Raw genomic sequence first — 22536 nt, forward strand, 5'->3', positions numbered from 1 at the left:
ACAAGGGCCAACATATCTGGATCGCGCAAGCAATCCAGCTGAAAATTTTTTAATCTATATTTCAGATTTTTCAGGCCAGCACGCCCGGTTAGTCTAAGCGTAGCCGGACGCTACGCTGGGGTGTTTAACACACGGCTTTATCTATTGATCAATAGTCGCTTGTGAGAAATGAGTTTGGTAAAAGCAGGGCTGAATTTAAATTCGGGAATTTAAACCGGTTAGGAAAAAACCAACGGGAAAATTATATTTGCTTCATACCAAGAATCTGATAACCAATGAAGCAAAAAACACTCCTATTCGCTCTCTCATTCCTGTGGTGCATATCATCCTTTGCACAGGGAGAAGATTTGATTGTAACCACCAAACTCGACAGTATTTGGTGTGATATCAAAAAGGCCGGCAAACTTGAAGTCACCTACCAACTTCAGGATTCTTTAAAAACCCTACCTGCCGAGAAAATCTACTTCACCCAGAAAAAATGGCAATTGCGGCCAAAATATTACAATGAAAATCTGGAAGTTAAACCATTTACAGCAAATGATTTAATCGTGAAAACAACATTGGATAGCATTGAATGTAATATCCAACGAATCGGCACCAAACAGGAAGAAAAGAGCGAGATTTTTTATTTACTCAAAGGAAATCCTGAAAAGCTGTTGAGCATCAACAAGCGAGATGTGTTTTACGTGGCTTTTGACTTGAAGAAAAGTACGACCAAGGGTGATTCTATGTTTGGGCAACCAACCAGACAACAATTCTTCAACACAGATTTTGACTACGCTCAGGCCTATCAATTAAAAACCGGTCGCATACCCTTAGGTAACGACCCCCATTGGAATTTCTTAGACTCCAAATGGGAAAAACCGGATGACTGGAGGTTTAAAGCAGGAAAGAAGTTAAGAACAGCTGGATCACTAATGCTTGGCAGTTTCGTTTTGTCTGCAGCCGGTATAATGGTCCTCACTTCCACCATGAGAAATTCCGAGGTGCCAGGTTTTACTCTCTTGGGCGCAGGAACCGTTTCTATGATTGGTGGATACATCTTTGTGATTGGAGCAGGTAATGCCATGCAGGGCAGATAAAGTCCAAAGATGTAGTCACGAGGATATTTGATACCGGTTTGGCAGGATATTTTTCCTCACCCCTACTCAATAATCTTAAACTCAGTACGTCTGTTCTGCTGCTTACCCTCAGCCGTGTCGTTGGAGGCAATGGGCTGATCCTGTCCGTATCCGGCATACACCAGGCGGCTTTTATCCACACCCCTCGATATGAGGAAATCAACCACCGCCTTGGCCCTGTTTTCCGATAGTTTTTGGTTGTGCTGCGCACTGCCGTCACTATCGGTATGGCCGGAAATTTCCATGCGGATTTGCGGATTCTCAACCAAAATGGCCTCCAGGCGCTCCAACTCAGATTTAGACTCCGGACGCAACTCAAACTTATTGGTGTCAAAGAAAATATTCCTGAGCACAACAGCTTTTCCAATCTCAATTTTCTTGAGGCGAATGTCCTTTTTATAGGACTTAAACTGTGCGTCGGCAGGAATGTTGAAGTTCTCTGAGTGAAAGAGATAACCCTCAGCCTCCATTGCAATTCCGTAATTGACGCCCGAAGGAAGCGTCACCAGGTATTTACCGGTAGGACCTTCTGAGCTGAAGGCTGCAACCACCTCGCCGGTGCTGTTGTCGGTGAGTTCAATGGTGGCTTTTAAAGGTTGACCGGAATCGTCGTCCAGTACCAGTCCGCGGAGCATAGCCAGCGAATTGGTTTTGATTTCAACCGCCGCCTCAACCACTGTTTCTGCAATGGGTTTCGACAAGCTGGCTATCAGATTGTCCTCTGCATTGAGCACCGGTTTTTTGGGCTCTCCCAGAAAGGTAACACGGTAATTGTCGCGGCCGCCAAAGCCCTCTTCTCTTACACTGGTGAAATAGGCAAAACGCGAATTGGCGGCGGGTACAAAAAACACATCGTGATCGGGTGTGTTGATGGGAAACCCCATGTTTTTGGGCACCGTCCATGTGCCATCATCCCGAAGGGTGCTGTACATCACGTCCATTCCGCCCATTGAATTGTGACCTTCAGAAGAAAAATACAAGGTGCGGCCATCCGGGTGAATAAACACACCTTCTTCGTCGTAAGGGGTATTGATGCTCGGCCCGAGGTTTTCCGCTTCGCCCCAACGCTGCCGACGCTCGTCCCAGCGGGTAACATAAATATCGCGCCCACCCTGACCTCCGTCGCGGTCGCTCACAAAATACAGGGTTCGATTGTCGGGAGCAAGGCTCGCAGAACTCTCGTGGGCATCACTGTTAATGGGTTTTCCGAGTTTATCGGGCTTGGTCCAGTAACCGTCGTCCCGCAAGGTTGAAACGTAAATATCTCCTTTGGTGCGCCTGTTGAAACGAAACAGGAAAATAGTCTGCCCATCGGCCGACATACTCACCGAAGCATCGTGGGTATCGGTATTGAAATCATCACCCATGTTGCGGGCGGGAGTCCACTGTCCTTCAATAAACTGTGAGATATACACGTCCTCGAAATAGTCATTGATATCGGGATCAATTTTGCCGCCGGTGGTTCCCGGACGGCGCGAGGTAAACATCAATCGCGTTTCATCCGCATTGATTACCAGCGCATAATCGTGGAACTCGGAGTTGATATTGGGCCCCATATTGTCAATCCACACGCGCAAGGGGTTTTTCATCAATTCACGTCCGTTGCTGCATTCTTCAATGTGGCGAATTACTTTTTCTCGCTCTTCCTGCTGACCTCTGGAGACCAACTGATTTCGATGAAGTTTGTAGTGTTCTATTGCTTTATCCCAGTCCATATTCAGGTGATAAGCCCTCGCCAGGTAATAATGTACCTGATCGTGCACATTGGGGTTCAGCTCAAAGGCTTTTTTGAAATACCTGAGCGCACGAGGTTTGGTAAAGGAATGCAGGTAACACAAGCCCAGCTTGAAATTGACCTCAGAATTATTGGGATTAAAGTCATATGCTGCCTCAAAAAACGGGATGGCATCCCGAAGCTGGTGTTCATTGCCGGTTGCCAAAATCCTGTCTCCTTCCTGCAATGCTCTTCTAGCATCACGCAAGCCATCTCGCTGATCGGGGAAAGCAGACCGCTCAAAGGGCACATCCTGTTGCGCAGCCAACGGCAAAGCAGCCAGCAACACCCACAGCGCTGTGAGCAACCAACTATTCGCAAACCATTTCATAGTACTTCGTTGCGTTTTTAACTCCCAGTTCTGCAGCCCGCGACCAGTCGGCACAGGCGCCTTCAATATTTCGCAGCATTTCGCGAGCAATGCCGCGGTTGAAATAGGCGTAAGCGTATTCCTTGTTCAGTTCAATGGCGCGATTGAGTGCTTTTTCTGCTTCAATCCAGTTCTCCATGTCAATGAGTACAGAGGCCTTGTTGTTCAAAGCCAGCACATAATCAGATTGTTTGCTAAGCGCGAGTTCAAAGTCGGCCAGAGCCTCAGGCAATTTACCCAATTCGTAGAAGGTATATCCACGGTTGTTAATGGCCACATGGTTGTCTGGGTCCACCCGAATGGCCTGCGTGTAATCCAGGATACTTTCATCTTTGAGTCCAAGTTTGCGTTTGGCCGAAGCGAGGTTATTGTGGGCCAGGGCAAATTGAGGGAGGCGTTTCAAACACTCTTCATAATCGGCAATGGCAGCTTTGAGGTTGTCCATTTTTAAATGACAGCTTGCCCGGTCGTTGTATGCATAACCAAAATCGGGGTCAACCCTGAGCGCCAGGGTAAAATCCAGTTGGGCATTGAGGTAATCCTCCTTCTGAAAATAGATTACTCCACGCTGGTAGTAGTAACTCGCCATATTCGGGTTGTAGTCAATGGCCTTGCTGTAATGATGGAAGGCACCTTCCTCGTCGCCGCGGGATTCGAGTATGCGCGCAAGGCCATAGTGGGCTGCATCGGCACTGTCGTTTAGGTTGATGGCAACGCGGAAATCCCTTTCGGCTGCATCCGGTTGGTTCATTTCCAACAGAACTGAACCCCTGTTTACATAAGCCCGCACAAAAGATGAATCGATTTCAATGGATTGAGTGAACATTTCGACCGCCTCTTTCAATTTTCGCTGACCAAAAAGAGCCACTCCCTCATTGAAACGCATGGCTGCTTCAGTGGTATTAACACCGGGTACATCAACTACGGCAGTGTCGGCCTGAAGCTCAACAAAAGTGGTGTCTTGCGCGTTGATTTCTAACGCAAGAAAGAGAAGAAAGGAAATGACCAACCGATACCTCATGCTTTGCTCTTTGAACACTAATACGAGAAGTGTGTTCTCAGGGATACAACGGACGGCCTTAAAGTAACGCATTAATTGCTACATTTGGCGGACTTACCATATATACCCCTAGCATTCAATGGCCAAAGAAAGCATACTTACCAAAAAATCATTAGCGTTTCTAGAAGAGTATATTAACAACGCGTCACCCACCGGTTTCGAAACAGCGGGCCAAACATACTGGCTAAACTATCTGACCCCTTATATAGATGAGTACATCAGCGACACCTATGGCTCTGTGGCGGGCATCATCAATCCCGGACACGAGTATAAGGTAGTAATTGAAGCGCACGCAGATGAAATCAGCTGGTTTGTGAATTACATCACCAAAGAGGGTTTGATTTACCTGTGCCGTAATGGTGGATCGGATCACCAGATTGCTCCCAGTAAGCGCGTAAATATCCACACGGACAAGGGAATGGTAAAAGGTGTTTTCGGCTGGCCTGCCATTCACACGCGCTTAGGAGGTGAAAAAGAAGAATCCCCGAGCATGAAAAACATCTTTGTGGACATTGGTGCTCGCTCAGCCGATGAAGTAGCTGAATTGGGTGTTCACGTGGGCTGCGTGGTGACCTTTGAGGATGAATTTATGGTGCTGAACAAAAAGCACTACGTGGGCAGGGCGCTGGATAACCGCATTGGCGGATTTATGATTGCCGAAGTGGCTCGCATGATTCGCGAGAAAAAAGTGAAACTCCCCTACTCGCTCTACATCGTGAATGCAGTGCAGGAAGAAATAGGTTTGCGCGGTGCGGAAATGATGAGTCGAACCATTGAACCCAATGTGGCCATTATTACAGATGTGTGCCACGACACCCAAACTCCGATGATCAATAAAATTGTGCAGGGCGATATCCATTCGGGAAAGGGCCCTGTACTCACCTACGGACCTGCCGTGCAAAACAACTTGCTGAAACACCTCATCCAGACAGCGGAGAAAAACAAGATTCCATTTCAACGAGCGGCCGTAAGCCGCAGCACGGGAACCGATACCGACGCCTTTGCCTACTCCGCCAAAGGGGTGGCATCTGCACTGATCTCACTTCCGTTGCGGTACATGCACACCACCGTAGAAATGGTACAACAAGAAGACGTAGAAAACACTATTAAACTGATTTTCAACAGCCTCAAAGCACTCAAGACCGGACAGGATTTCAAGTACATCAAGTAAAAGCCATGCTCAGGAAGCCGGGAAAAAGAATTTTTAACATCTATTTGTTGCTACATTAAATGTAGGTACATACATTTGCAACATGAAAATTGAACAAGCCATCCAGCAGACTACTTTTCGGAGCGAGACCGAAAAAATGGTGGTAAACCTTATTTACACCGGTAACTGGATTTTAGGCATAAACGCTCAAGCTTTGAAACCGTTAGGCCTTACAACACAGCAATACAACGTACTGCGCATTTTAAAGGGCCAATATCCAGAACCTGCTCCTGTTTCGTTGATCAGTGAGCGTATGCTTGACAAGATGTCCAATGCTTCTCGCCTCATTGAGAAACTTCGTCAGAAGAACCTGGTTGAGCGCAAAGTTTGCCAGCACGACCGCCGTCAGGTAGATGTTAAGTTAACGGAATCGGGACTTTCGGTGCTGGAGGAGGCGAATAAAAACGTAGGCAAAGCAGCCAAAGCCTTTCAGCAACTCAGTCCACAGGAAGCGGCAACCATTAACCTCCTTCTTGATAAGCTGCGCTCCAATGCTGGCCCGAACCTTGATGAATGAATTCAATCCAAAAACGATAACCTAAAACAACAAACATGAAAAAGATGATGCTCAGCGCTTTCGCCCTTGCTCTATCGCTTGTAACCATAGCGGGTGGTGTGGAAGTAAATGAAACGGTAATGACCGTGTTGCCTGCAGAGTCCAACATTAAATGGACAGGTAAAAAAGTAACCGGTTCACACTACGGCACCGTAAACGTGCGTCAGGGCAATATGGTACTTGGCAGCGATGGCATGCTGAAATCTGCCTATGTACAGGTTGACATGCGCTCCATATCGTGCGATGATCTTACCGATGCCGAAACCAATGCCAAGTTGGTTGGTCATCTGAAGTCTGATGACTTTTTTGGCGTAGAAACCCATCCTTACGCTGAAATCAAATTGAACGACTTTAAAAGCGGTCGCGATGCGAACACCTATACAGCCAGTGGAACGCTCACGATCAAAGGCAAAACCGAGCCTGTTTCTTTTGAGTTCCGCTACCGCGATGATGGGAACAACGCTCAAGCCATGGGTAAGCTGGTTTTTGACCGCTCCAAGTACGACGTTCGTTACGGGTCATCTTCGTTTTTCGACAACCTCGGTGACAAAGTGATCTACAACGATGTAGAGCTTGAATTTACCATGATGGCTGAAGCAAAGAAGAAGAAATAATTTCCGTTGTTTCAAAAACATCCAACCCGCTCACTGAAAGGTGAAGCGGGTTTTTTGTTTTGGAATACTTCTACCATAGCAGCGACGGCAGGAGCTGCGTAGCGGAGAAGTCTCATTGAGAACGGTGATTTGAGGAAAAACAAGTCTCTGTTTCAAAGAGATTTCTCCACTCCGTGCATCGTTCCTCAGCACTCCGGTCGAAATGACAAGGGGGTGTGGTTGAAAAGGATTTGGCGTGGATTCTCGTGGCTCACAATCGGTAATAAAAAGCAGGCGGGGACGCCTTGAATATGTCAGCATAGCGAGACGCTACGCTGAACGGAGTTTTTATTTCTGGTTATTAGTGTTTTGTCATTTCGACCGAAGCAGCGACGCCAGGAGCTGCGTAGCGGAGAAATCTATTATGAGATAGAAGTGTGAATTGAATGAGATTTCTCCCCCGAAATTCTTCGGGGCAGGCTACTCCGTGCATCGTTCCTCAGCACTCCGGTCGAAATGACAGCAATAGATAACTTAAAAGGCCAGACGTGGTGGTAACACACAAAAAAACCCTCCACCAAGGGAGGGTTTTAAGGGTGGAAGATGGGGTTCGAACCCACGACCTCCGGAACCACAATCCGGCGCTCTAACCAACTGAGCTACAACCACCATGTAAGAAAATTTCCGGTCGAACATGCGCTTACGCTCGAAGCCGCTCAATTCGGGAGCGCAAATATAGACTTTTCCTCCGCAACAATCCCAAGAAACGCGCCAAAAAAGTAGCCTGTTAATGCGTATTTTTCGCCGCATGCAGGCTCACGACGCCCACATTCTGATTATACCGAAATGGTACCCCCACCCCGCCGATCCGCAAAACGGGTCGTTTATCCGTTCTTATGCACGGGCACTGGCTCAGGAGCAGTTGGTGAGCGTGGTTTTTCCGGTGCCGGAAAATGAGCCCGGGGCCATCAGAACTGAAGGAAACGGAAACCTTCTCGAGGTTCAGGTGCCCTACGCTTCATCACAGTTGGGTTGGTTACCCCTGCGCAAGCTCATGAACTTTTTGCGCTACTACAAAGCCCTTATGCGCGGAGCCGGGCTGGTCAGGGAACAACGTGGAAAACCTCACCTCATTCACGCGCAGGTCACCATCCGCGCCGTGTGGTTCTCCCGCCTGCTGAGCCGCAAATGGAGCATCCCGTGGATGCTTACCGAACACAGCTCTGAGTTCCTGGACGAAAAGCCCTACGCCAGGCAGCCACTGAAGCGTATGATCAACAAGAAGCTCATTTCCGAAGCCGGACAGGTAACGGCCGTCTCCCAGGCGCTGGCGGGTGGCTTGCACAAACTCTCGGGGCGTATGGACATCCATGTGATTCCCAACCTCATCGTTTTTCCGGAATTACAGCCCCAACCATCAACGGATGAAGTGATTCAAGTGGCTATGGTGGGCGATTTAGTGGACGAGGTGAAGAACTTCAGTGGTGCGCTTCGGGCATTGGCTGCCATTCGGCCGGAATGCAAGCCTTTTCATTTTCATCTTGTGGGCGATGGTCCTGATTGTTCAAAACTCAAAGCGCTGGCAGCATCGCTGAAAATATCAGACCTTTGCACCTTTCACGGCAGAATGGAACACGCAGCAGTGCTCAAATTTCTGCCCACCATTGACTTTCTTGTTACCAACAGCTACAAAGAAACCTTCTCGATGGTAAGCGCCGAAGCCATAGCAGCAGGAAAACCGGTTGTTGTAACGCGCTGTGGGGGCCCTGAAGAGTGGTTTGCACCCTCCTACGGACTGATGGTAGAACCCGGTAACGACAGCGAACTCCCATCCGCACTGCTCAAAATGATGAGCAACTATCAAAACTACCCGCCCGAAAAACTGGGCGAAAACATCCGCAAGCAATTCAGCGCCAATGAAGTGCTCAGCGCCTACCGAAACTGTTACCAAAACCTTCTGAACCACTGATGGCCCCCAAAGAAATGCGCGTGGGTTTGTTGCTGAACGGGCTCTACCTTCAGGCATGGCAGGTACGCGCCGTGGAAGAGCTTCAAACCGTGTCGGGGGTGCAAGTTGTGGTGGGCATTCTACCTGTGGAGAGCAACCCAAGTCCCGCCAGATCATTCTGGTCGAAACTGAATGCTACCGTGCTTTACCGTTGGTACCTCAAGCGCCTGCATATTAAACAGTTGTGCGAATCCACGCCCGAATGGCTGCAAAAACTACCGCTGATCAGGGTGCAGGCTGTGGAGCAAAAAGGAAGCACCTTTTTCTCAGAAAACGACCTCAACGCCATCCGCGCGCACAAGCCTGATGTGCTGTTGCGCTTTGGTTTCAACATTCTGCGCGGTGAGGTGCTGCATGTTGCCCCGTTCGGCATTTGGTCTTTTCACCACGGCGACGAGCAGTTCTACCGGGGTGGACCTCCTGCTTTCTGGGAAATTCTGCACGGCAAAAAAGTGGTGGGTAGTATTTTACAACGGCTTACCGAAAAGCTCGACGGCGGCATCGTGCTCAAAAAGGGCCATTTTCCTGTGACCTTGCACTCGCTCAGCGAAACGCACAATCGGCTGCTGGAACACACCGCCCTCTGGCCGGCCCAGGTAGCGCGCGACGTGCTCAACGGCGTGCTGAACCTGAACGATTGCAAATCAGCCCCGACCGAGGCTCCAGTGTATCGTTTTCCGCGAAACTTCACCATGGTGTTGTGGTTGTTGAAATCGGTGAAATACCGCTTGCTCTTTCACTGGAACGACCTGTTTAAAGCCGAGCAATGGAACGTGGCGGTGCTGAACCAGGCCGTCGCCGACATTCCCGAAAAAGGCCTTTATACTGAAGCCCAATGGCTGCCAGAGCAAAGTGCCAATGATTTTCGGGCCGATGCTTTTGGACTGCATCACGGTGAAGAAAAGCTGATTCTCTGCGAGGCCTACAACTATGAAAGCGGTCGTGGAGAAATACTGGCCGTGAACGAGCAGGGCGAAGCACGCAAGGTGCTACCAGACAGCAATCACCACCGCTCCTACCCTTTTGTGTTTCGTTTTAAAGGAGACACTTACTGCATGCCTGAGTGTTTTGAAAGCAATCGCCTCGACGTGTTTAAGTGGAATCCCGCCCAACGAGGCTTTTCATTTTTCAAAACATTGCTGCACGATATTCGGGTGATTGACGCCACGCTGTGCGAGATTTCGGGCAGGTGGTGGATTTTCTGTACGCGCCGTGAGCGCTCCAACTACGCACTGGAACTCTTTCACGCCGATCACCCCATGGGGCCGTTTGAGGCGCACACCAACAATCCTGTAAAATGGGATGTGCGAAGCTCGCGACCTGCGGGCAATGTGTTTGAAGCGAACGACCATTGGTATCGTCCGGCACAGGATTGCAGCGCAACCTATGGTGGTCGCATCGTACTTTTTGAAATTCTCGAAATCAGCGAAAAGGCCTATGCAGAGCGCGAAGTCCGTGTGCTTAATCCGATAAAACCCTACGGCGAGGGCATTCACACGCTGGCTGATTACGACGGCACACGCACCATCATAGACGGCAAACGGTACCGGTTTTCACGGGCAAAGTTTTGGCGACGATTAAAGTCGAGGCTCGGAATGGCTTCCGGCTAAAGTGACAACCAGGGGAACTTTGAAAAATCGGGTTTTCGTTTTTCGAGAAAAGCGTTGCGTCCTTCTTCGGCTTCTTCGGTCATGTATGCGAGGCGCGTGGCTTCGCCGGCAAACACCTGTTGGCCCACAATGCCGTCGTCGGTAAGGTTAAACGCGAACTTAATCATACGAATCGCCGTGGGGCTTTTGGCTAAAATTTCCTGCGCCCACTGCCATGCGGTTTCTTCCAGCTCGGCGTGGGGCACTACTGCGTTTACCATGCCCATTTCAAAGGCTTCCTGAGCCGAGTAATTTCTTCCGAGGAAGAATATCTCACGCGCCCGTTTCTGCCCTACCTGTTTGGCTAAGTAGGCCGAGCCGTATCCACCGTCGAAGCTGGCCACATCGGCATCCGTTTGTTTAAAAATAGCGTGTTCCTTACTGGCAATGGTCATGTCGCATACCACGTGCAGACTATGTCCGCCGCCCACAGCCCAACCGGGCACCACGCAGATCACCACTTTGCTCATCATGCGAATAAGGCGTTGAATATCGAGCACATTGAGGCGTTGTACACCGTCCTCGCCTTCGTAGCCACGTGCTCCACGCACTTTTTGATCGCCGCCTGAGCAAAACGCATACTTGCCATCTTTGGCCGGGCCTTCGCCGGTGAGAAGCACAACTCCGATCCTGACATCCTCGCGCGCATCGATCAGGGCTTGCTCAAGTTCAAAAAGGGTTTTGGGCCGAAAGGCATTGCGCACTTCGGGGCGGTTGAATGCGATACGGGCCACGCCCCCGCTCTTTTTGTAGGTGATGTCTTCGTATTCATTGACGGTGGTCCATTCAGGCTTCATGGTAGGTCATTATTTAAGTGGCGCAGCAAATCTAACACTTAGCAGTGTTCCTCCAATAGCTAAATGTTTTGGCAGACCCGTTCCCGAATCGAACCAGGCTTTAATCTCCAGGCTCCAACTCAAACAGCTCCTCCACCGAAGCCTCCAGCACGCTCGCCATTTTCAAGGCCAGCAAGGTGGATGGATTGAAATTTCCCTTTTCGATATTGTTGATAGCCTGACGACTCACCCCCACTTTTTCGGCCAGTGCGGCCTGGGTCAAATTGTGCTTTGCCCGCGCAACTTTTAAATGATTCTTCATGGTCCTCAGTTTTTCATTTTGCGCCAGTAATTCAATCGAAACAGCACTACGTAAAACAACAATGGCATGAACAAATGGTATATCATCACCGACCAAAATGCATCGTCGAAAAATATCCAAACACTGATGAGTACAATGGCATAATACACTGCGAAGGACCACAATAGACTCTGTAAACGAATGTTCGCAACAAACTCATCTTCGATTCGCTCACGCGAGTATGCGACCACCATCAGCCCAATGAGGATTAGCGACAAAGCTATCTCGTCAATGAGGTTTTGTGTGTTCATAAAAGGCATTTCGGGATGGGTTTCAACCGCCAGCCATTGTGGCCTTACATCGAGGTACATGGCTGCCGAACCTATCAAAAGTCCAAACGCCGTAAGCATCAATCCGAGCCATTTCAGTCGATGGGGAAGCAAAGGAACTGTTTTCATATTCTGATTTTTTCTGAAAGTACTAAAAAGGAGAATAGCTCCGAGAAGCCATTCTCCTTGAAATTTACACACTAACAATCATCATCAGCGTAGTAAGTCCCGCCATCCTCATAGATTTTGAGACATCTTCCCGGGTTATCCTCCAACCATTGTTGTACACAACGGGCAAATGATATTCCAGAACCTTCGCAAACAATTGCCCGAAAACTAGCAGGTGCTTCTTGAGCCACGATAATCGTTTGGATTTCACCGGCTTTTTCCTGAACCAGCAAATGATTATTCTCGTCAAGCATGGTCAGGTAGTAGAGAAGATCTTTTTCAAATTCATCAGATGCCTTCTCTGTTTTTACTTCCTGTTTTTCTGGGGCATTCTTGGTACAAGAAATACCAAAGATTCCTCCCATTAAAACAAGAATTCCGAAAATTAAAATTGGTTTTTTCATCGTTTATTGGATTTAAGTGAATAACTAAAAAAGTGGTTAACCGCCTCAAAAGTAATACATACTTTTCTTTTTGTCAAGTTTTCTTTACTTTTTAAGATCTTGAATAGAATTTGTGGGGTTGTTCTGCACTCAGTCGACCCATCCCCAGCCCTTCCCTCGCGAGGGAAGCGTGCGCGAATAGCTGTTTATTCGGCATCAACTTTTCATCTCACGGACGAAATTCTGCCCGCGTAAATGAAGTCTGCTTATTACCAAATTGATTAGCGAGAAATGCAACTCGCCGCTCCCGGCGGCTTACGCATTCCCCTCTCCGAGAGGGATTAGGGGTGTGTTGTGTAAACCCACCCCAGCACCGACGTTCAAAATGTCGGTATGTACAAAATTCGGTTTATCGGCGCCACCTCGCTGGCGGGAACCGACATCCGCATGACGGTGGCGGGGATTTGAGCCGCCATTTCATTTTTGAGTGCTTTATCTCATTCTGACCACCAGCTCACATCTCCAACCCGGCTCGCTCAAACACATACCCTTGGCGCTGCAACCACGAGCAGCGCACTTCTTTCTCATCGCCTCCACCGGACAAAAATTGTGGTGGTGTGAGACCAGCATGAAGAGCGGCGCGGTGGTAGAAGGTTTTTTTGGGTGGGTGGGCGGGGGCACATGCGTTTAAAACCGCGCCGTGTACCTGGTTCTCTATCAAATGAACAATTACTCCTACAGCATCTTCACGGTGAATGAAGTTCACGGGGGCGTCGCCGGAAGGAACGTCCTTGCGACCTGCGAAAAAACGGCCGGGGTGTCTGTCTGGCCCGTAAAGACCTCCAAAGCGCACAACACAGGCCTTCCCTCCTGTTTTTTTCATCAACAAATCCTCACAACGAAGCAATGCGCGCCCTGAAGCAGTATCAGGACGTCGAACCGCATCATCGTCAACCGAGCCCTTTACCGATCCAAAAACCGAAGTGCTGCTCACAAAAATGATTTGCTCCACCCCAAATTCGAGGGCCTTGTTCAACAAATGGGAAATTTCCTGAGGATGGCGCAATTCTACATCAGGGTCTCTCCTACCCGGCGGAATATTGATAACCAACACCTTTGCAGACAAACACTCCTCAAGCCTTTCGCCTTCTACCTCCGGATTAAGCACCAATCTGAAAGCTCGCATTCCTTCCTCCACCAAACTATCAACACCTTTCTGCGAGGTGCGAGAGCCCGTCACGTTTTTTCCGCGAGAAGCGAGTTCCTCGTAAAGGGCTTTACCCAACCACCCGAGACCTACAATACAAACATCAACCATGCGCTACGATTTGATTCCCATTAGTGATCGCACCTCCAAAACAGCATTTCCTCCCTGAGGCACATAGGTGTGAACAGCACCTTTGTCGTCAATCACCCAACACAGTGAAGCCGATTCACAGGCCCTTTCAATTTCGTGTGTGGAATAAACCACCATACGCTCATTGAGTTCGGCGAGGAGGGCAAAAACCTCATCTTTTCCGCGCACATCCAGAAACGAGGTGGGTTCGTCCATCAACACCACGGGAGTGTCCTGCGCCAGCGCCCGGGCTATCAGCACCCGTTGTCGCTGTCCGTCGCTCAATTGATCAAACCTCATGTCTCGAAGCGCATACACACCACAGCGCTGCATGGCACTTTCCACCACTTCCGCATCGCGCTCACTCAAACGACCGAGCAACCCCGTGTAAGGATAGCGCCCCATTTCAACCATTTCGCCGGCCGTCCAATTACCACCCCCAAAACGCTCGGTGGTCATAAAGGTCATTCGGAGTGCGCGCTCTCTGTTGGATAGTGAGGTTATTTCTTCGCCATTCAATACCACGGATCCACTCAGTAAGGGCAGTATTCCGGCTAGGGAATGGAGCAGGGTACTTTTTCCGGTACCATTGAGCCCGAGCAGCGCAATGGATGCACCGTTTTCAACCACAGCACTCACATCTCCGAGGATCTTCTTGCCCGGATAGCCCACCGATATGTTTTTGATTTCCAGCATCAGAAATGACTCTCCAATCGTCGGTTTCTCAAAATGATAATCAGTACCACAGGGGCGCCCAGCAGCGCGGTTACTGCGTTGAGGGGCAGCATCCAGTCCAAACCAGGAAGTCGCGCCAGCAAATCACAGGCGAGTGCGGTTACGATACCCAGCAACAAGGTTCCTGGAAACAGTAAGCGGTGGTCGCTGCTGCGCAATATCCAACGGGCGAGATGCGGAACCGCCATGCCCAAAAAAGCAATTGGGCCGCAAAAAGCCGTTACCACACCTGCAATCAATCCGGTGAGGATGATGATCTGTACCCTCACTCGCTGCACGTCCACACCCACGCTGCGGGCAAAGGTTTCGCCGGAAACCAATGCATTCATGGGTTTTAGCAACGACATGGCTAATGAAATGGACGGGAGCACCACCAGCGCAAGCAATCCAACTTGTTGCCACGACAGTCCGGCAAAACTCCCAAATCCCCAAAAAACAAACTGTTGCAAGGACTCTTTCGTGGCAAACAGCTCAAGAATCGACACCACCGAACCCACCGCATAGCCCAACATAAGTCCGAGAATGAGCAGCGTAACATTGCTGTTTACGCGCTTGAGCGCCAACAGCAGAATTCCCAAAATCAACAAGGCTCCTGCAAGGGCTCCCGCCACACTAGCCAGGTTCATCCCCCATCCTGGAATCATGGCGCCTCCCAGAAACAACACCACAATGGCCACCCCAAGGCTCGCACCCGAAGAAATTCCCAGTACCGATGGCCCCGCGAGCGGATTTCTGAACAAAGACTGAAGCATCAAACCGCTTACAGACAAACCCGCACCGGCAAGAATGGCCGTAATGGAAGATGGCAATCGCGACTGCCAGATAATGAGGTGATGACTCATATCGGGAGCTCCGTGGCTCATAAAAATGCGGATAATCTCACCAAATGGAATGGAGACAGACCCCAGCGAAATGCTTAGCAACCAGAGAAAAACTGCTGCTCCGGCCATCCATACAAATGACGAATTACGGCTCATCGGATGAATCCACGGGTTGGAGGGTCTCAAAGTAATGTACCGGGTGAGGACCAATACGCTCCGGATGAAAAATCATCCCCAGATCGCGGAGCATCAGGTGCGGCTCCAGCACCCCACGCTCAAAGTAATCACGCTCGGCGGTATTGCAGTAGAAAATGCGTCCATCTTCAAACCGCGATAAAAGTTGGAATCGCTCCTGCTCTTCCATCAATGCATCGCGGGTAACTGCGCCTTTGTGGTGCAGAACTTTTCCGAAGAAATCAGCACCTCCAATGCTGGCAAGTACTTTTTCAAAATCCAGTGATATGTTCTCTGAGCCTTGGTGCGAAGCGAAAGCATATTCTGCACCAGCATCGGCCAGCAACTGCGCCATCAGGCTCTCACCCGAGGGCGCGGCCCACTGGCCTTTGTAATAACTTCCCGCAAACACGGTGGGGCGCTCTGCTTCCTCGGCCAGGGCATCCCGAAAGAGCAGGTATTCGGCTTCCATTTCGTCATAGTGCTCCAGGGCGAGTTCCCAGCTTCCGGTAAGCAAACCAAATACCTTGAGCCACTCAGCCCTGCCCAAAGGGTGCTGCTCTGCATACTCGGAGATGGGAACCACAAGGATACCTGCCTCTCGATAGGCATCATACGATGTGTTCCCATAGGGATACACCAGTAAAGCATCGGGATTACTGGCAATCGTCACCTCAAAATTCAACTCATTTCCAACGGATATGCGCTTCACACTTCCGCTCTTCAGCATGGCCTTAAGGCTGTCATCGCGCACATAGGCATCTGCACCCATGCCTACGAGCCAATGCATGCGGTTTAAAGCGCGCAGGTAGGGAACATGGGTGGTAGAAATGCTGGCAAGTCGTTCAAGAGGCTTGCCGGAGCGCCAGGTAAAAAGCGTGTCCTGGCGGTTATCCGGATTGTAAAGAACGAGCAAGGTATCCGCGCCACAATCGTACAGCGCAAAACCTCTGGCAAAGCTGTTGGGAATAAGCTCACCGCAGGAATCCATTCTCCCCGAAATACTGCACCCCCATACCGAACTGATTAACAGTGCTGAAAGAACCAGCCGCCAAAAAATCATCATGGTGCTAAGGTACACACGATGCCAAAAGTGAACCATGCGAGCCTAAGTTTGTTTTGTAACTTAGCTACTTCAACACAGAAAACATGTCGCATAACAAACTTCCACGAAGAAGTTTTCTCACCCGGTTTTCGCTGGGTGCCGCTTCGTTAATCACGCTTCCGCGTTTGGTTTGGGGCAAAGAATCCATGCCAGAGGTGCAACCTCCTCCGCACCCCGTAAAATCTGTTCACCCCTTAGGCTTTCAATGGGAAACATCTGATCCTTTTTTGTTCTGCGCACATCACGAAGACTTTTTCCCAAAGGGAAACGACAACATGGGCCCGGTATCTTCGGTGAGCGACCGCCCGTTGGGTGATGATTTCATTATCAAAGACGGATTCAGAATGTACCACGGCAAGGTCGTTCCGGGTTTCCCGGGCCACCCGCACCGGGGGTTTGAAACCATTACCATTGTGCGTAAAGGAATGGTTGACCATGCCGACTCACTCGGTGCGGCAGGTAGGTATGGCGATGGCGATGTGCAATGGATGACTGCGGGTAGCGGGGTGCAACATTCCGAAATGTTTCCGCTATTGAAGAAAGATGAAGAAAATCCGTTGGAGTTGTTTCAGGTGTGGCTCAATTTACCGCGTAAAAACAAGATGACCGACCCGCATTTTGCCATGTTCTGGAGTGAGAACATTCCGCATTACAACCACTGCGACGGGAACCAACTGAATACGTTGGTAGAAGTGATTGCCGGCGAAGTAGCGGGCTATCGCGCGCCCGCTCCTCCACCCAACTCATGGGCCGCCGACCCCGAAAACCACGTTGCAGTGTGGAACATCAAAATGGATGCGGGTGCGCGTTGGGAAATGCCGGCCGCTGCGAGCGGTGTGAACCGAACGCTGTACTACTATTCGGGTGAAGGTTTGAACATTGCGGGCAAAACCATCCCCCGATACCATCGCGTGGTGGTAGAGGCTGATCAGAAACTCGTCCTTCAGAACGGAACACAGGAAGCGGGTATTTTGGTGCTTCAGGGAAAACCCATTGGCGAGCCGGTGATTCAGTACGGGCCGTTTGTCATGAACTCAAAAGCAGAGATTCAGCAGGCGTTTGACGATTACCACCGCACCCGCTTTGGGGGTTGGCCCTGGCCGCGCACCGACCAGGTTCACGACCGAAGCAAGGGGCGCTTTGCTCAACACGCAGATGGCCTCCTGGAAGTGAGGGGTTAGGGCATTTTGCGCTTCCGAACGCTCTCACTACCCCATGGAAAGCATTGAAAAAACGATACTTTTGGGCGTTCAGCCAAAGTGAAGAATGAGTTCCAACCGCGAGTACATCTTTTTCTGGGTTCCCAAATCAGCGGGCTCCAGTATCTACCAAGCGCTTAGCGAGCACGGTTGTCGTAAGATTATTCTCCACGCCGGGCTTGGGGTTACCGACAAAACAAGAGGCGTCGCCACCAGCCATATTGACATAAACTATCTTCTCGATGTAAACATCATTGATAAGGCGTTCTATCAAAGGGCCTTCAAATTCGGGGTGGTAAGAAACCCCTGGGACAGGCTGGTTTCACTCTATTTCTACACGGAGTTCGACAAGAAGATGAACTTTGATTCATTTGCACGATTGGTTCACAGAAAACTTCAACTCAGAAAGCACCCCTTTTATCGGTCGGTGTTCAACGGAGGCTCAGGTGGTATATTCCGTCTGTTTTACAAGGCCGTGCTGCGTATAAACCCCGCTTTTACACGTATGATGCCTGTGCCCTTGCCGGGTCCGTACAACGTAAAGGAGCTGAGTCAATGTGGGCCTCAAAGCGATTGGCTCATTGATGACAGCGGTCAGTTACTCGTAGATTTTCTGGCTCGTTTTGAGAATCTCGCTGAATTAGAGGAGCGACTTGTGCATGAACTTGATATTGCCCTTAGTCTTCCCCATGTAAATGCTACCCGGCGCAGGCAATATCAGCATTATTACACCCCTGAACTTGTAGCGCTTGTGGCTGAAGCTTACGCAGAAGACATTGCTCGGTTTGATTACGTTTTTGAGGAAAACGCGATTGAACAGTAAATCTCATGCACGAATAAAAGTTTCGACCTCCCAATAGAGCATCAGCTGAATCCCATTTCAAATCTACCTGAGTATTTGCACATTTCCTTTGCACAGATCCTTAAAGAGAGGGTTATTACAATCAATCTGAGGAGATTCAAACACATAAAAGTACACGCCGTCAGCGAGGTCATTTCCATTTTCATCGCGCCCCATAAATGGTGCTCCCTGCGATGTCATTTCGTACACCTTCTTGCCCCATCGGTTGAAAAAAGTTATACGGTATGTCAAGCAGTCGTCATCCTCGGGCATGAGCCCAAAACGGTCGTTGATACCATCCATGTTTGGAGTGATAACGTTTGGCAACTGATAGGCTCCCAACTCGAGACCGGCCTCTAATTCCACCTCAAGACTTACGCTGTAAGGGCAATCCGCAGGGTTGATGGCCGTAAGTGTAATGAAATAGGAGCCTGACTCCGGCACATCAAGCTGGGCATTGAAAGAAGTTGCAAATACTGTGGGGTCTTCCTCGCCAACAGACCAGATGTAACTGTTCTCCTGTTCGGGATCGTCGGTGAGATTGGTGAAGTTGGCTACACCCAAACAGCCCGACTCCCAGGTAAACTCCGGAAACACGGGTGGAGCAATGCTGTACTCATGCACGGTGCTGTTGCTGCATCCGTTCTCATCCGTGTAATCGTAGGTTACGGTGAAATTTCCGGGAGGTGCATTGCTGATATTAAGGTTGTTACCATCCACAAAAGGCCCGGTAAGGGTTCCTCCCGCCGGTAACGGATTAACCGCGATGGTACCCGTTCCAAAACAGTACGCTGACGCAAGGGGAATGGTGAGTTCCGGGAGGGGATTCACATTCAGAAAGACTTCAATGATACTGTCACAACCTTGGGTTGTAATGAAAGAAATCGAATACACACCTGTTTGGTTTGCTGCGGTTCCACCGGGTAGCTGATAAACCTCTCCTTCACATATATCCGCTTCCAGCAGGATCAGGTAAGACGGATGCACGGTAAGATTTACCTGATAGAGGGTATCACAATCAGCCCCTCCTTCAATAAACACATCGTACAGGCCACCTTCGCTAACCTCTGAGCCATCGGGCAGCGTGTAGGACTCACCCTCACAAATTTCCGGGCTCTGAGGTATAGTAATGGTAGGATCCACCTCAAGCGTGACCACATAAGTGCTGTCGCAACCATCAATCGTTTCAAAAACCACAGTATATACTCCCGCTTCCGAAACATCATTACCATCGGGCAATGTATAGGTATTGTTCTCACAGATGGTTGGGTTCAGCTCAAAAGAATAACTCGGAAAAACAGTTAGTTCTATCGTCACCAAACTGTCGCAGCCCCCTGCCGTTTGCAACATTACAGGATAAGTGCCAGCCTCTGAAACAACGGTGTTATCAGGAAGGGTAAAGCCATCTCCAGCACATATATTGGCACTGTCGTCGGTCTCATATGACGGCTGTGTGATGGTGACACACGCCCAAACTTCTTCGCCAGTGTCATCAAACACTGATACGCAATATTCCTGTGCACATAATCCTTCAGCCGTTTGTGTGGTTTGGATCTGCGCATCATCCCACTGATACAAGTATGGCGGAACACCTCCGGTTACAATGGCAGTTGCGGTACCGTTGCACGAACTGGTTCCGGGGTCTATACACTCGGCATTGCAGGTTCCGTAGGTTGCGGGGCCCGCCCCAGACCATGTACCGCCATCCGGCAAGCGCCGAATACTTTGCCCTTGAAACGTAGCCGCACTTACACTCAGCACATACTCTTTCCGGTCTTCAGGGAAATCATTGTAACTCACCAGTGAGTTGGCTGACTGGCATGACGGAAATGGCGGCACGCATGGTTGCTGTTCTACGTTACTCGAATTAGCCCAGGAAACCGCATCCTGCGGTTCTCCAAAACTGTCGTAAAAAGCAAACCATCCACCCGCATTGGGAAACCAAAGTCGCGACCCGCCACCTACACACACCTGTCCGGTGATGTTGGCATCGTTTTCAACAACCAGCTCAATGGTGTTTCCACCATTTTCAACCAGCAAGTTGGCTGGCACAGGGGCCGCATTCACTCCGCGAATTATCACAAAACCCGACGGTGGAACCACGATTCCCTCAGGTATTACATATCCTCCGGGGTATGGAAAAGGGTCATTCGCATTATTGCCCAGATAGTAGCAGGAAATATCTACAGGCTCACAAAAATTCGGATTGTAGAGTTCAATCCATTCAGCCCTTTGATTAGTGCTCCCACCCCAGAGTGATCCATCACCCGAAAGGGGAGCAATCATCAGTTCATTGATTAAAATCCCAGGGCCGCTGTAGTCGCATTCAGAGCCAAGACAATTGGTGTTTTCGGTGGTTTCGAACTCTATGGTCATCTGCGCGTAGGAGCCAATAGCAGAGAAAAGGAAAAATGCCAGTACCACCAACGCAAGGCGGTCGGCACATTTAAACATTATCAGGTTCATACGTTTTGGTAAGATTGGTTCACTTCTCCTTGACGCCGGATATAACAACCGGTTGGTTGGCCCGGACGAAGCGGCAAAATACGAATATTCCGAAAAAAGCGACCTACAACGAAAAAAACAAGACAAAAAGATCACAGGTAGAACAACGACCAGAGCATAGCAGCACCGATTGCAATCAACGGCGAAACCAGCACCAGGAAAATTCCACCGGGATAAAAATCTCGCTGTTGTAACAGTCCTGTTCCAAAGGAAATAGCATTGGACGGCGTTGAAACCGGAAGCATCAATGCACTGGAACAGCAAATGGCCACAATCACCGGAACGGCAATTCCAAAAGGAGCAGGCAAGGCCACGCTAAGCGGAATCAAAATAGAAGAAGCCGCGGTGTTGCTCATTACATTGGACAGCAACACACCTATTAAACTGAAGAAAAACGCCAGCAAAATGAGTGGCAGGGCCCAACTGAACACTTCATCCATAAGAATTTGGGAGAGACCTACATCCACCAGCGCAATACCCAGGGCCAATCCACCAGCCACCAGCATGAGCGTATCCCAGGGCAAAGAGCGTACATGTTCCGCATTGATAACCTGGGTAAGTGTGAGAAAAACGATGGGCACTGCAGAGGTTGCCGCCACTGGTATGCCGTGAATGGGCTCTGTTAACCACAGTGAAACAGTAACGATAAGTGTAACAATTACCGCTATTCTTTGCGAGCGCTGGGGTCGGTCCTCATCATCTTTACTCGTAATCGGGCTGAGGTCAAAAACCGCTTGCTTGATGGGCAACCTGCGAATGAGAAACTGCCAAAACAAAAACACAAGAATCAGCGCCACCGGAAAACCAACCGCCATCCATTCTACAAATGTGATTTGGATGCCCACCTCGGAAAGGGCTCCCACCGCGATGGCGTTGGGCGTACTGCCGATGATCGTCCCTACGCCTCCTACCGACGCCGCCGCCGGAATACCTGTAAGCAATGCTTTTGAGAAAGGAGCTTCCTTACCGATGCTATGCACCAGCGGCACAATAGAAGAAATCATCATGGCGGTGGTGGCCGTGTTGGACATCACCATGCTGGCCAGCGCAGTAGTCATCATCAGGCCTAAAAGCAAACGCTCGGGTCTTTGACCAAACCGCTTCACAGTAAACCGAAACAGTGATCTGTCGAGCTGCACAATACTCATGGCCTTGGCGAGAAAAAACCCACCCAAAAGCAGCCATACCACGTTGCTGGTCCATGTGCCTACATACAACTCGGGGGGTGCGCTTTCTTCAAAAAGGAAATCGGTACCAAAACCAAATAACAAAGCGCCGATCAGAAAAACACCTACCGCAAAGGGGGGAATGGCTTCAGTAATCCATAGTCCAATGGCCAACACCGAAAGAAAGAACACGTAATCTACTGCATCACCGTGCCCCAGCGACCTGAAAAAATAGGTAACAAGCAGGGCAATGGCCATATTGCCCGTAAAAGAGGAGGTATTGAAGACCCAGTCTAACTTCAGGGTCTTGAACAATCTCAGTGCCGCACGCCTGCTGTCGTTGTAAAACATCCTAC

Annotated in this window: 20 protein-coding genes and 1 tRNA gene; 8 read left to right on the forward strand and 13 right to left on the reverse strand. The window is 49.8% G+C overall.

Annotation, left to right across the window (positions count from 1 at the left end; all coding sequences use genetic code 11):
- Positions 1-275: 275 nt before the first annotated feature.
- Entirely contained in the window at positions 276-1082 is an 807-nt protein-coding gene (locus EA392_14645; GenBank protein ID TVR36621.1) for a hypothetical protein, read from the forward strand.
- A 62-nt stretch (positions 1083-1144) separates the two neighbouring features.
- On the opposite strand, the gene EA392_14650 is transcribed toward EA392_14645, so the two are convergent.
- Together EA392_14650 and EA392_14655 are read right to left on the reverse strand one after the other, a co-directional pair.
- Positions 1145-3226 (reverse strand): hypothetical protein, encoded by a 2082-nt coding sequence (locus EA392_14650; GenBank protein TVR36622.1) that lies wholly within the window; start codon positions 3224-3226, stop codon positions 1145-1147.
- Positions 3207-4358 (reverse strand): tetratricopeptide repeat protein, encoded by a 1152-nt coding sequence (locus EA392_14655; protein TVR36623.1) that lies wholly within the window; start codon positions 4356-4358, stop codon positions 3207-3209. The genes EA392_14650 and EA392_14655 overlap by 20 nt, the downstream gene beginning before the upstream one ends.
- Positions 4359-4404: 46 nt before the next feature.
- Between EA392_14655 and EA392_14660 the strand changes: the two genes are divergently transcribed.
- The 3 genes from EA392_14660 (at position 4405) to EA392_14670 (ending at position 6705) form a co-directional block, all read left to right on the forward strand.
- Positions 4405-5496: a M42 family peptidase gene (locus tag EA392_14660; GenBank protein TVR36624.1), complete on the forward strand. Its 1092-nt coding sequence runs from the start codon at positions 4405-4407 to the stop codon at positions 5494-5496.
- 82 nt (positions 5497-5578) lie between these two features.
- Entirely contained in the window at positions 5579-6052 is a 474-nt protein-coding gene (locus tag EA392_14665) for a MarR family transcriptional regulator (protein ID TVR36625.1), read from the forward strand.
- A gap of 35 nt (positions 6053-6087) precedes the next feature.
- Positions 6088-6705 carry a YceI family protein gene (locus EA392_14670; GenBank protein ID TVR36626.1) on the forward strand — a complete coding sequence of 206 codons (618 nt, stop codon included), beginning with the start codon at positions 6088-6090 and terminating at the stop codon, positions 6703-6705.
- A gap of 574 nt (positions 6706-7279) precedes the next feature.
- Here the strand turns inward: EA392_14670 and EA392_14675 are convergent.
- A tRNA-His gene (locus tag EA392_14675) sits at positions 7280-7353 on the reverse strand.
- A 121-nt stretch (positions 7354-7474) separates the two neighbouring features.
- Here EA392_14675 and EA392_14680 point away from each other — a divergent pair.
- The gene (locus EA392_14680; protein TVR36627.1) at positions 7475-8653 is read left to right on the forward strand and encodes a glycosyltransferase family 4 protein; all 1179 of its coding nucleotides are present in this window, start codon (positions 7475-7477) and stop codon (positions 8651-8653) included.
- Positions 8653-10302: a hypothetical protein gene (locus EA392_14685; GenBank protein TVR36628.1), complete on the forward strand. Its 1650-nt coding sequence runs from the start codon at positions 8653-8655 to the stop codon at positions 10300-10302. Before EA392_14680 ends, EA392_14685 begins: the two co-directional genes overlap by 1 nt.
- Here EA392_14685 and EA392_14690 read toward each other — a convergent pair.
- The 8 genes from EA392_14690 to EA392_14725 form a co-directional block, all read right to left on the reverse strand.
- A complete protein-coding gene (locus EA392_14690) occupies positions 10299-11138 on the reverse strand; it encodes a 1,4-dihydroxy-2-naphthoyl-CoA synthase (protein TVR36629.1) in 840 nt (279 codons plus the stop codon). The genes EA392_14685 and EA392_14690 overlap by 4 nt on opposite strands.
- A 100-nt stretch (positions 11139-11238) precedes the next feature.
- Positions 11239-11439 carry a transcriptional regulator gene (locus tag EA392_14695; protein TVR36630.1) on the reverse strand — a complete coding sequence of 67 codons (201 nt, stop codon included), beginning with the start codon at positions 11437-11439 and terminating at the stop codon, positions 11239-11241.
- Between the two features lie 5 nt (positions 11440-11444).
- Positions 11445-11876 carry a hypothetical protein gene (locus EA392_14700; GenBank protein ID TVR36631.1) on the reverse strand — a complete coding sequence of 144 codons (432 nt, stop codon included), beginning with the start codon at positions 11874-11876 and terminating at the stop codon, positions 11445-11447.
- Positions 11877-11947: 71 nt separating this feature from the next.
- Complete coding sequence (locus EA392_14705) at positions 11948-12319, reverse strand: hypothetical protein (protein ID TVR36632.1); 372 nt, start codon at positions 12317-12319, stop codon at positions 11948-11950.
- A gap of 493 nt (positions 12320-12812) precedes the next feature.
- Positions 12813-13616: an SDR family oxidoreductase gene (locus EA392_14710; protein ID TVR36633.1), complete on the reverse strand. Its 804-nt coding sequence runs from the start codon at positions 13614-13616 to the stop codon at positions 12813-12815.
- Positions 13617-13619: 3 nt separating this feature from the next.
- A complete protein-coding gene (locus tag EA392_14715; GenBank protein TVR36634.1) occupies positions 13620-14330 on the reverse strand; it encodes an ABC transporter ATP-binding protein in 711 nt (236 codons plus the stop codon).
- The gene (locus tag EA392_14720) at positions 14330-15346 is read right to left on the reverse strand and encodes an iron ABC transporter permease (protein ID TVR36635.1); all 1017 of its coding nucleotides are present in this window, start codon (positions 15344-15346) and stop codon (positions 14330-14332) included. Before EA392_14720 ends, EA392_14715 begins: the two co-directional genes overlap by 1 nt.
- A complete protein-coding gene (locus EA392_14725; GenBank protein ID TVR36636.1) occupies positions 15336-16466 on the reverse strand; it encodes a hypothetical protein in 1131 nt (376 codons plus the stop codon). The genes EA392_14720 and EA392_14725 overlap by 11 nt, the downstream gene beginning before the upstream one ends.
- Before the next feature lie 149 nt (positions 16467-16615).
- On the opposite strand from EA392_14725, the gene EA392_14730 reads away from it, so the two are divergent.
- Together EA392_14730 and EA392_14735 are read left to right on the forward strand one after the other, a co-directional pair.
- Positions 16616-17650, forward strand: coding sequence for a pirin family protein (locus EA392_14730; GenBank protein ID TVR36645.1), 1035 nt, complete (start codon positions 16616-16618; stop codon positions 17648-17650).
- A gap of 85 nt (positions 17651-17735) precedes the next feature.
- Positions 17736-18491: a hypothetical protein gene (locus EA392_14735; GenBank protein ID TVR36637.1), complete on the forward strand. Its 756-nt coding sequence runs from the start codon at positions 17736-17738 to the stop codon at positions 18489-18491.
- 63 nt (positions 18492-18554) lie between these two features.
- Here the strand turns inward: EA392_14735 and EA392_14740 are convergent, their stop codons facing one another.
- Positions 18555-20975 carry a hypothetical protein gene (locus EA392_14740; protein ID TVR36638.1) on the reverse strand — a complete coding sequence of 807 codons (2421 nt, stop codon included), beginning with the start codon at positions 20973-20975 and terminating at the stop codon, positions 18555-18557.
- A 131-nt stretch (positions 20976-21106) separates the two neighbouring features.
- On the reverse strand, positions 21107-22531 hold the full coding sequence (locus EA392_14745) for a DASS family sodium-coupled anion symporter (protein TVR36639.1): 1425 nt from the start codon (positions 22529-22531) through the stop codon (positions 21107-21109).
- Positions 22532-22536 lie beyond the last annotated feature (5 nt).

The organism is Cryomorphaceae bacterium (genome assembly GCA_007695365.1).
Taxonomy (GTDB): Bacteria; Bacteroidota; Bacteroidia; order Flavobacteriales_D; family SKUL01; genus SKUL01.